This is a genomic window from Pseudomonas sp. UBA1879, assembly GCF_002338065.1.
In the GTDB taxonomy this organism is placed as follows: Bacteria; Pseudomonadota; Gammaproteobacteria; order Pseudomonadales; family Pseudomonadaceae; genus Aquipseudomonas.
On record NZ_DDHJ01000022.1, the window covers coordinates 12,327 to 23,436 of the forward strand.

Consider the following 11,110-nt stretch of genomic DNA (forward strand, 5'->3'; position numbering starts at 1 on the left):
TCACTCCTACAGAAATCGCGCTAGATAGAGATTTCCCCGCAGGGTCTCGCCCCGCAGAGGTACATATGCAATTCGAATGGTCCTATTTTTTTTCGCTGTTCTCGGTCTCGGACTTCTGGGAATCCTGCATCACCGTCATCGAGCTCAGCGCCTTGGGCTGGTTCATCGGTATGCTGCTGGGCTTTCTGCTGGCCTCGGCCAAACTCTCGACCGCCCGCTGGATCAGCGTGCCCGCGTCGATTTATATCTGGTTCTTCCGTAGCGTCCCGTTGCTGGTGCTGGTGGTGTTCACCTACAACCTGCCGCAGATGTTTCCGATCACCCGCGAAGTGCTGTCTAACCCTTTCTATTCCGGCTTACTGGCGCTGGTCGTCACCGAAGCGGCGTACATGGCCGAGATCCATCGCGGCGGGCTCATATCGGTCGCCAAGGGCCAAAAGGAAGCGGGTCGCGCATTGGGCGTAGGACTGATCGGCATGCAGCGTCTGATCGTGATCCCGCAGGCCTTCCGCATATCCCTGCCCACGCTGATCAACGAATACATCACGGTGGTAAAACTGACCTCTCTGGTGTCAGTCATTTCTCTGACAGAGCTGCTCACCGTCGGCCAGCGACTGTACGCGCAAAACTTTCTGGTGATGGAAACCCTGTCGGCGGTGGCGGTGTATTACGTGATGATCGTGACCGTGTTCGGCTGGCTGTTTCATTGGCTCGAACAGCACCTCGAACTGAACAACCGCAAACCGCAGACCCTCGACGACAACGCCCTCGCTCGCCTGCGTTCGACCCTGGTGGAGCAGCCGGTCAAGGCCCCTCGGACCGAGGCCAAGGCGGGCGCGGCACCGGCGCTGCAACTGGTCAACATTCATAAACGCTACGGCCAGCATGAAGTGCTCAAAGGCATCAGTCTGGACGTGAGACCGGGCGAGGTGATCTCGATCATCGGGCCGTCCGGATCGGGCAAGACCTCGTTGATTCGCACCGTGAACAGCCTTGAGAGCATCGATCAGGGCGAGATCATCCTGTTCGGCGAGAGCTACATCCATGCGGGCGACAGCCCCAACGCACCCCAGATTCGTCGGGGCGTGCAGCGCATCGGCATGGTGTTCCAGAACTTCAACCTGTTCCCCCACCGCACCCTGCTCGACAACGTGACCCTCGCCCCGCGCTACCACGGCCGCGGCAGGGCCATCAGCGAACAGCGCGCCTACGCCTTGCTCGACAAAGTTGGCCTGCTGGCCCACGCGCAGAAATACCCGCATCAACTTTCGGGTGGGCAGCAACAACGGGTGGCCATCGCCCGCGCCCTGGCGATGGACCCGCAAATCATGCTGTTCGACGAACCTACCTCAGCCCTCGACCCGGAATTGGTGAGCGAAGTGTTGAAGGTCATCGGCGATCTGGCGAAAGATGGCATGACCATGCTCATCGTCACCCACGAAATGGACTTCGCCCTGTCAATTTCCGACCGGGTTGTCTTCATGGAAAACGGCGTGGTTCAGGTCGATGCCCCGCCGAAAACGCTCCTCGCCGAACAGTGCGGCGAGCGCGTGCGCAAATTCATGGGCCTGGACGGCGCCGCGACTCTGCCGGAGCCGGTGCGCAAAGAGGCGTGAGCGGGAACCTCAAGTCATTCGAATCTGATCACGGCATATGCAGCGACATCAAACGCTGTGGGGGTGAGCTGGCTCACTCCCACCGTTCAGGTATCAGTCCTCTGATGCGGCCCCATCAAGGAACCGATAAGAGTCCGCAGACCTGCGCTTCACATCCCCAGCATCAACCCACTCAACCGCTTCACTTTGCGCCGCAACGCTTCTTCAAACACGCCTTGGCGCGGTTCGATGAGACTGAACCAGTGTTTCGCCCGAGTGATCCCGGTATAAATCAGCTCTTTCGTCAGCACCGGGTTCAGCGCCTCAGGCAGGATCAGTGCGGTGTGGGCGAACTCCGAGCCTTGGGATTTGTGCACGGTCATGGCGTAAACGGTTTCCACATCATTGAGCCGGCTCGGCAACACGAAGCGCACGCCGCCCTCGCCGTCGTTGCGCGGGAAGGCCACACGCAACGCCGTGCGGTTTTCTTCGACCGGCCCTTCCGGCAAACGCAGGGCGAGGCCAATGTCGCCGTTCATCAGTCCCAGACCGTAATCGTTGCGGGTCATCAACACCGGCCTGCCCTCGTACCACTGCTGATCACTCTCGATCAGGTCAGCGGCAAAGAGCATCTGCGTGATGCGCTGGTTCAACCCCTCCACGCCCCACGGCCCTTTACGCACCGCACACAGCAGCTGGAATTCATCGAAAGCGTGCAACACGTCGCGCGCCCATTCCACACAGCGCGGGTCGTCGATAGAGGTCAAACCCTGCGGACGCTCGCTGCGCATCCGGCTTAGATAGTGCCGATAGCCCTTCGGCCCCTCGCCATGGCCCTCCAGCAAAAGCCGCGAGAACGCGCGGTCCTGCTCGCCCTTGAGCACCAACGAATACAGATCCGCATATTCCCCGTTCACCAACAACGCCCGAGCATCCTGGTCCTGCTGCTGATTGACCCGTTTCGCCAACTGGCCAATGCCGCTGCCCGACCCGAACCGCCGGGAGTGACGCAGCATCACCAATTGCTGCGCCAAGGCGTGACGCTGGTTATCGCCCTGTTGCAGCCCGCTTTTGCTCAGATCTTCACCGCTGACCGACTCCAGCCACGCCTGGGTCTGCGGGCTGTACATGCCTGCTTCGGCATCGCGACACAGATCCCCTAATACCGCACCCGCTTCCACCGACGCCAGTTGATCCTTGTCGCCAAGCAGCACCATGCGCGCGTGCGGCGGCAAAGCATCGAGCAGATTGGCCATCATTTCCAGGTCGATCATCGACGCCTCATCGACCACCAAGACGTCCAGCGGCAGCGGATTACCGGCGTGGTGGCGGAAGTGCCGCGTACCCGGCCGACTGCCCAGCAGGCGGTGCACGGTGGTCACGTCGCTGGGAATTTTTTGTCGCACCTCTTCGGGCACCTTGAGGGTCTGCACCTGATGACTGATGGACTCGGTCAACCGCGCCGCCGCCTTGCCGGTGGGGGCCGCGAGACGAATACGTAGCGGCTTGCCGCGCTCGACGGCGGGCGATTGCAGAAGGGCCAACAGGCGCACGACGGTGGTGGTTTTGCCGGTGCCCGGACCGCCCGTGATGATGCTGAACGCGCCACGGGTTGCGAGCGCGCACGCGAGTTTTTGCCAGTCGATCAGCGCATCGGGCGTCCTGTCAGCGGCGCCGAACAGCGCATCGAGACGCGATGCCAGATCGCTCGGCGCAGGCTCGGTCTGGGAGAGCCGGCGATGCAGCGCAGCATCGATCCTGCGTTCGTAGGTCCAATAACGCCGCAGATACAGACGTCGGTCCGACAGCACCAAAGGCTTCTGTCCTGCCGCGATGCTGCTGTCGCCCGCCTCGGCCACCAGCGGACTGTCCACCAGCGCCTGACACCATGAGCCCCCGTCCAAGGACTTGAGCAGTGTCGAAGGCAGCAGCATCGGCGTCGACAGCACATCGCCTTCAGGCGGCAGCGACAGCGCGAAGTCAGGCTCCTTGAGGGTTTCGTAGAGGTCGAGGCACACGTGGCCATGCCCCAATTGGTGACTGGTCAACGCGGCGGCCAGCAATACCAGAGAATCTGCCGTCGGATCGAGATCGGCCAGAAAACCCACGAAGGCCTTGTCCAGCGCCCGCAACCAGCCCCGCTCGACCCAACGCTCCAATAGCAGCAGCAGATCCTCGACGCGGCTCAACGGCTGGAGGGCGGCCAGGCTTTCTGCGTCCAGCGGCGTGGGCAGTAAATGTGCAAAGGTGCGGTTCATGCGAGGTCTCCTGACAGCGTTTCTTCCTCAACCAAAGCAAGCCCCTGAAACAACCTGTCGAGCCCTTCGATCAGCTCGCGAGGCGGTCGGGTAAACCACGCGCCCTGACTGGCAGCGCGACTGCCGCGCACGAACAGGTACACCGCGCCGCCCATGTGCAGGTCGTAGTCGTAGCCCGCCAGACGCGCCTTGAGTTGGCGATGCAACGCCAGCAGGTACAGCACGTATTGCAGGTCATAACGGTTGTCCAGAATCGCGTGTTCCATCGCCGCGTCGGTGTAGGCCTCGTTGTCGACGCCCAGCCAGTTGGACTTGTAATCGGCCACGTAATAACGCCCTTGATGCTCGAAGGTCAGGTCGATGAAGCCCTTGAACATGCCGTTCAGCGACACCGTTTCCGCCGCCGCGCGAGGCGCGCCGTTGTGGGTGTAGCGACGTACCAGCGCGTCCACCTGTGCCACATCGACTTTCGAACAGGCGAACCAGAACTCCATCTCCACGCGATACTGATTCGGCTGATCCAACTCGCTCAAGGCCACCGGCGGGCCATCAGCCCCCAGACGAAGCGGCAGGCTCAACAAATGCGAAAGCCAGTCGGTGAGCGTGTTGATCCAGCCTTTCCAGTCGCGCCGATTGCAACGTTGCGCGACGACTTTTTCCAGCGCCACAGGGTCGCTCGCTGCCGCTGCAAAACCTTTTTCCCCTGCCCACTCCAGCAAGCCATGAAGGAACGTGCCGGGGTTCGGGCCACGGGGGAATCGATGAATGTCGCCGCCGCTGACCAACGTCTCCCGTGGCGCGTCCGGGTCGAGTCGCTCGTCGTCAAAGAGCTTCTGCGCCTGGGGGCTGTCCGGTGATTGATCGCCGCTGTCAGTGATCGTGTCGCCGATGCGCAAGGCGCTGTAAGACGCAATCCACCAGTTTTCCCGCGCGCTGCGGCGCGGCACACGCGGCTTGCTCAACGCGACCTCGTTACGCGGCGCGCTGAAGGTGTCAGCGGTGGGCGCAGGCACGGTTTCGACGTGAACCGTCGGCTGATCACTGGCCAGCCCCTGCAGCCATTGAACAAGCTGGTTCGATTCTGACAACACGTCACCGCCGCCGAGCAAGTAACCCAGCGCCGAGCGGTGCAAGATCGACCCTTTGGTGTTGCCGCGTTTGAGGTCGGCCACGCCCAGCCAGCAAGCATGCTGCGCGCGGGTGAGCGCGACGTACAGCAGGCGCAAATCTTCGGCCAGACGCTCGTCATCAGCCTGCTCGATCAGCGCGGCCGTTGGCTTGAGGCTGATCTGCGCGTGGCCTTCGGGGTCGTGAAAATGCAGGGGCAAGCGGCTGCCATCAACAGGTTTGGTCGAGCAAATGAATGGCAGAAACACCAAGGGGTATTCCAGGCCTTTGGACTTGTGAATTGTCACGACTTTGACCAACTGTTCATCGCTTTCGAGGCGCAGAATCTGCTCTTCGCCGGCTTGGCCAGACAACGCCAGATGCTCGCTCAGATGCCGAATCAGCGCCTGCTCGCCGTCAAGCTCAGCGGCGGCTTGCTGCATCAATTCGGACAAGTGCAGCAGGTTGGTCAGCACCCGTTCGCCATCACTGCGTTGAATCAATGTCTGGGGCAGTTTGAAGTCGTGGAGCAGGCGGCGCAGCATGGGCAGCACACCTTGGGTACGCCAGATGCGACGGTAATCACGGAACTGCATGACGCGGTTTTCCCACGCCAATTCGTCGCGGTTGAGCAACTCAAGTTCGGCCAACGGCAGATCCAAAGTGATGCACGCCAAGGCCGCACGCAACGTGCGTTCGGCATCGGGTTCGGCGCAGGCCTTGAGCCACGCCAACAGGTCATGGGCCTCCTGCGCCGCGAACACCGAGTCCTTGTCCGACAGGTAAACGCTGCGCACACCTCGGGCCGACAACTCGCCGCGCACGGCCTGTGCCTCCTTGCCGTCGCGCACCAGTACCGCGATGTCGGCGGGCATCACGCCTTTCAACGGCTCACCCTGTTTGGCAAAACCCGCTTGGCCCTGTTGGCCGGCATTGAGCAAACCCACGATCTCGCTGGCGCAACTCGCCGCCAAGTGCTGCCGATACAGCGTGCCGGACACCGGCTGATCGCTCTCCAACTGCCAGACATTGAGCGCCGGAACAGTCTGACCATCGCGCTGGAAGACCTCCTTGCGGCCTTGGGAATTTACCGGCTGGAACGGCACCGGATTGTGATCGGCACTGCGAAACAGAAACGCACCGCGTCCGATCGGGCTGTTTTCGGCGCGCACGAAGACGTGGTTCACAGCCTCGACCATCCCGTGACTGGAACGGAAGTTCGTCCCCAGCGTGTGCAGGCGCCCCGCCGTGGCCGTTCTGGCGCGCAGGTAGGTGTAAATGTCGGCACCGCGGAAGGCGTAAATCGCCTGTTTAGGGTCGCCGATCAGGAACAACCCGGTGCTTTCGTCGTGGGCTTCGAGGTGATAGATGCTGTCGAAAATTCGATACTGCACCGGGTCGGTGTCCTGAAATTCGTCGATCAGCGCGACGGGAAATTGCTCGCGAATCAGAGTCGCCAGCCGTTCGCCGCCACTGCCACGCAATGCCGCGTCCAGACGCAGGAGCATGTCGTCGAAGCCCATTTCAGCACGACGCCGCTTCTCTTCCTCGAAGCGCGTACCGACCCACTGCGCAGCGTGTTCGAGTACCGCAGCGTCGGGCGTTGGCAGCGTGTCGAGGGCGACCTTGAGCTCGACCATTGCCTCGAAAGCCGGGTGCGACGGCGGATTGTTTTTCCACGCCTCGGCAATGCCATCGGGCGTCAAACGCGTGAAGCCGGTACCCAGATCGAGCTGCTCCTGTTCATCGTCGTTGGCCCAGGCGATGAGTTTGTCGAACCAGGGCCGGAAATAGCGCTCCTGCATCTTGCGGCCATCCACCACCTTGCAAGCGACCCCATCCAGGCAGATCGCGTGCAACTCGGCAGCCCAGTTAGCCCAAGGTGATTTGAGGGCTTTCAGGGTTTCGCGGCGCTCCTGAATGGAGGCCTCGATCAGTTCTGTCGGTGTTTGCGTCACAGGCGCGCGATCACTGCCAAACATGGCGCGCACCCGTGGCAGCAAATCTGCAGGGCTCTTCAGGTGGGCACGTACCCAAGTGAGCGCATCACCGCTCATGGGGTAGCAGAACTTGCGCCAGTAGTCGCGCAGCACTTCCCCCAGCAGGTCGCTGTGGTCAGTCTCCAAGCTCTGTGTGAACAGGCTGCCACTGTCGAAGGCGTGCTCACGCAACATGCGCTGACACCAGCTGTGAATGGTGGACACCGCGGCCTCGTCCATCCACTGCGCCGCAATGTCGAGACGGCTTGCGCAACCGGCCCATTGCTCGGGCGGGAAGTCGTTGCGCAGGTCGTCGAGCAAGGCGTCGGGCGCGTCGATCTCCTGCCGAAAAAAACGCGCGGCTTCTGCCAGTCGGATGCGGATGCGATCACGCAGTTCTTTGGTGGCGGCGTCGGTGAAGGTCACCACGAGAATCTGCGGCGGCAGCAACTCACGGCCAAATCCCGAATGCTCACCGCCGTGGCCGAGGACCAGACGCAGGTACAGCGCCGAGATCGTGAAGGTCTTGCCAGTGCCGGCGCTGGCCTCGATCAGCTGGCTGCCCTTGAGCGGGAAGCGCAGGGCCAACGGTTTTTGGCTTGCACCCGATTGAACGTCAGTCATGCTCCGGCCTCTTCGCTGGACAGGGATTGCCAGGGCGCTTCGTACAGGGGTTTGTATAGCGACTGACACCAGCCGACGAATTCTTCGCTGTCCAGCAGCGCATCGAAATTCGGGAATTGTCGGGCCAGCGCCGTGCTTTCGGCGTGCTCGCCTGCGATGTTCTGGCCGTCACCGTCGTAGGTTTTACGGGCTGCCGCCTCGGCTTTGACTTCATCCGATTCACCCAGCCAGGCAAACGCTGTTTTTACCGCGACGGGCAGCGGGCGTTGCATGCCGTGCTGCCAGGCGAGCAACAGATCATTGAGGGTGTGGGTGGCCGCTGTTTTGTCGAGGGGGGATAGGAGCAGCGTTTCGTCGCTGGCGACCAGTGCAGTCGTCAAAGGCAGATCGCTGGCACACGCTACCAGATGGTTGACCCACGGCTTGGTCAACCGATGCCACTTACGCGACTTTCTGCCGCCGATGGCGTTAGGGATCGCGGTCACTGCGAGCAGTTCGCCTTGCGCATTTTGATAGAGCCCATCAAGCCATCCATCGAGTGCGATACCTTGATGTTCGTGGCTCACCGGCAACGCGCTGTGCAAGCGCTCGGGCCACTTCGACAGCAAGCCATGGTAACGCTCGACCAGATCCGGTAGCGGCTCAATCAGCTCGTCCTGTAGGAGCGTGCCGAATCCCGCCATCGGCAACAGCCCGCTGGCTTGCAGGCGAACGGCTTGCGCCCTGAGGGAGTCATCGGGGCTCGCTGGATTGATCAGAGCCGCTTGTAACAAGCTGTCACTCACCCCGTATCGCTCAAGGGCATCAAGGACAAACGGCTCTTCATCGGCCAAAGGCGCTTCAGCCACTTCAAAGAAAATTTTCAGACGCTGGCTGAAGAAGTGTTTGACCGGGTTACGCAGGAAATCCTGCAACTGCATCAGACTCAACGGCTCGTCCTGTTGGTGTTTTCCCAGCGCCTGGAACTCACCTGCCTGAATGCCAGCCTCGTGCAGCACCTGCCACTCACGGGCGAAGCTGAAATACTCCAGATTCTCCTGAAAGTATTTGGCGCTGAACGGCTGCAGCGGGTGTTCGAGGGTCAGCCTGTGCAGTAGCTGTTGACCAGGATCGCGCTTCTTCGCGTCCTCAGGCTCAACGGCATCCGCCAGTCGCCAGCCGCTGGCCAGGTGATCACGGAGCTGGCCGATGAGTACCGACGCCGGGCGCTCTGAATTGTCCCGAATGCTGCGACCCACCCAACTTATATAAAGCTGATCACGAGCCGACAGAAGCGCTTCGAGCAACAGATAGCGGTCGTCTTCGCGACGAGAGCGGTCGCCGGGGCGGTAATCGCTTCCCATCAGGTCGAAATCCAACGGAGGCTGCGCGCGTGGGTAATCACCATCGTTCATGCCCAGCAGACAGACGACCTTGAAGGGGATCGCGCGCATTGGCATCAACGTGCAGAAATTCACTGAGCCAGCGAGGAAACGCTGCGAGAGCCGCCCTTGATCCAGCCCGGCAAGCCAGGCCTCGCGCACGACCGTCAATGGCAGTTCTTCCAGCAGCTCCACGGTTTCGCAGGTCTCCAACCAGGTTTCACGCAACGCTTCGAGCTGGCCAAGCAGGTAGTCATCGTGCTCGCTGTCAGCGGTGAAAAACAGCTGCATCAACGCCTGCAGACGCGCTCCCCATACTGGTGGTGTGGCAGGCTGTGACAGCTCGGCGTGGGCGACCTGGAGCGCGTCGATCAGCGCGACCAATGGCCCGATGAGCGCGGCATCCAGGCCACCAATTTCGTCGTAAGGCTCGATGTCGTCGTAAGCCGTGCCGGCCCCGACGGCGTACCCCAGCAGCATGCGGCGCAGACCGAAATGCCAACTGTTCTGTTCCAACGCTTCGGGCAGTCCCAACCCTTCGCGTTGCCGAGCGTTCAATCCCCACCGTACTCCGGCGCCTTCGATCCAGCGGTGCAAGGTCGGCAAGTCGCGCTCGTCGATTTCGAAACGCGCGCGCAGGGCCGGGACGTCCAGCAGGTCAAGAATTTCGCTGACCGGGAAGCGGCTGTCGGGAATTTTCAGCAGATGTTCGACGGCGATAAGCAGGGGGTCACGGCCGCGCTGACCTTGGTCTGCCAGGGTGAAGGGGATGAAGCGCCGATCATCACGATCCAGCTGCCCAAATACAGCACGGATGTGCGGGGCGTAACTATCGATGTCAGGGACCATCACGATGACATCGCGAGGGCGAAGATCCGGGTCTTTGCTGAAACGCGCGAGCAACTGATCGTGCAGCACCTCTACTTCGCGTTGGGCACTGTGAGCCACGTGGAAACGGATCGAGCGATCTGTCTTAATGTTGACGGCAGGCCACAGCTCGCGGGTTTCGCTCAGCGGGCGCAGTTCCAGGATGTCGTCCTGCAACTGGCTAAGCACGGTCTGGGGGTCGCTTTCACTGAACAGGTCGATACGGCCGTCACGAAAGATCGAGCGGTAGCTGTTGGGGTCATCGTGGCTATCGAGCAAGTTGATGTAGTCGCGGCCCTGCTTACCCCAGGCCGCGAGCAACGGATGCGCATGTTGATGCAGCGCGTCGGGGCTGAGTACGACGGGCATGCCCGCTTTGCGCGACTGGCGTTTGTATTCGTGGCGTAGCAGGTCCTTGTCGGCGACGATGTCCGCCCAATGATGACGACAGGGGTTGTGCACGCAGAGCAACACCTGACTGAAACGCGACAGTCCGGCCAGTGCTTCCAGCGCCTGAGCAGGCAGTGAAGAAATTCCAAAGACGATGACACGCGCGGGCAAGCCGACAGGTGCTTCGGTCAGGGTGTTGATGCGCTCGATGTAGCGCTGATGCACACCCGCGCGGCTTTGCGCCATGCCCTCTGCACCGACATCGTGAAGCAGCGCGCGCCACAGTTCGGCTTGCCAGCAGTTCTCCGGCTTGAGCGGCTTGACTTCTCCTCTGACGTTTTTCAACTGATGCCGGCCTGCAGCCCAATCTTCCAGCCAGTCAGCGCGGTACACCTGATATTGATCGTAAAGGTCCGCCAATCGCTCAGACAACTGATAACGCTTGCGCAGATCGGTGTCGGCAGTAAGGAAGCGCTGCAGGGGTTCAAAGTGAGGCTGGTCGATCAAGGCCGGTAACAGCCTCATCAAGCGCCACGTGAGTGGGGCTTTATCCAGCAGCGAGGTTTCGGGGATCTCGTCCTTTCCCAATACCGCGCGGTAGAGCTGCCACATGAAGCTGCCGGGGAGTTGAACGTCGATCGCAGCAGCAATGCCACATCCGCCTTGATCGTCATCCTGTGTGTCCGCCGCCAGGGCAAGCTTCAACCACTGAGCAATACCGTTGCTTTGAACCAGTCCGACTTCGTTTTCCAACGGGGTCAGCGGGTAGCGCCGCATCCACGACACCACGAGGCTGCGCAGTTCGTCCAGGCGATTGCCATGAACCACCATGAACCCGGCATTGAGGTGGGATGTCACCGGCATAGCTGCTTCCTTGGCGTTTGAAGAGGGAGAAGACTAACAGAGGGGCAAGGGTGTCGCAGCACGAA

At 61.4% G+C, this 11,110-nt stretch carries 4 protein-coding genes; 1 reads left to right on the forward strand and 3 read right to left on the reverse strand.

From position 1 onward, the window contains the following. Window positions 1-65 precede the first annotated feature (65 nt). Entirely contained in the window at window positions 66-1,616 is a 1,551-nt protein-coding gene (locus B3N48_RS24540; RefSeq protein WP_296188091.1) for an amino acid ABC transporter permease/ATP-binding protein, read from the forward strand. A 149-nt stretch (window positions 1,617-1,765) separates the two neighbouring features. On the opposite strand, the gene recD is transcribed toward B3N48_RS24540, so the two are convergent. From recD to recC, 3 genes are read right to left on the reverse strand one after another with little or no spacing between them, the layout of a single operon-like run. Then, on the reverse strand, window positions 1,766-3,853 hold the full coding sequence (gene recD, locus B3N48_RS24545) for an exodeoxyribonuclease V subunit alpha (protein ID WP_296188093.1): 2,088 nt from the start codon (window positions 3,851-3,853) through the stop codon (window positions 1,766-1,768). Then, window positions 3,850-7,563, reverse strand: coding sequence for an exodeoxyribonuclease V subunit beta (gene recB / locus B3N48_RS24550; protein ID WP_296188094.1), 3,714 nt, complete (start codon window positions 7,561-7,563; stop codon window positions 3,850-3,852). The genes recD and recB overlap by 4 nt, the downstream gene beginning before the upstream one ends. Further along, window positions 7,560-11,045 carry an exodeoxyribonuclease V subunit gamma gene (gene recC, locus B3N48_RS24555; protein WP_296188096.1) on the reverse strand — a complete coding sequence of 1,162 codons (3,486 nt, stop codon included), beginning with the start codon at window positions 11,043-11,045 and terminating at the stop codon, window positions 7,560-7,562. The genes recB and recC overlap by 4 nt, the downstream gene beginning before the upstream one ends. Window positions 11,046-11,110 lie beyond the last annotated feature (65 nt).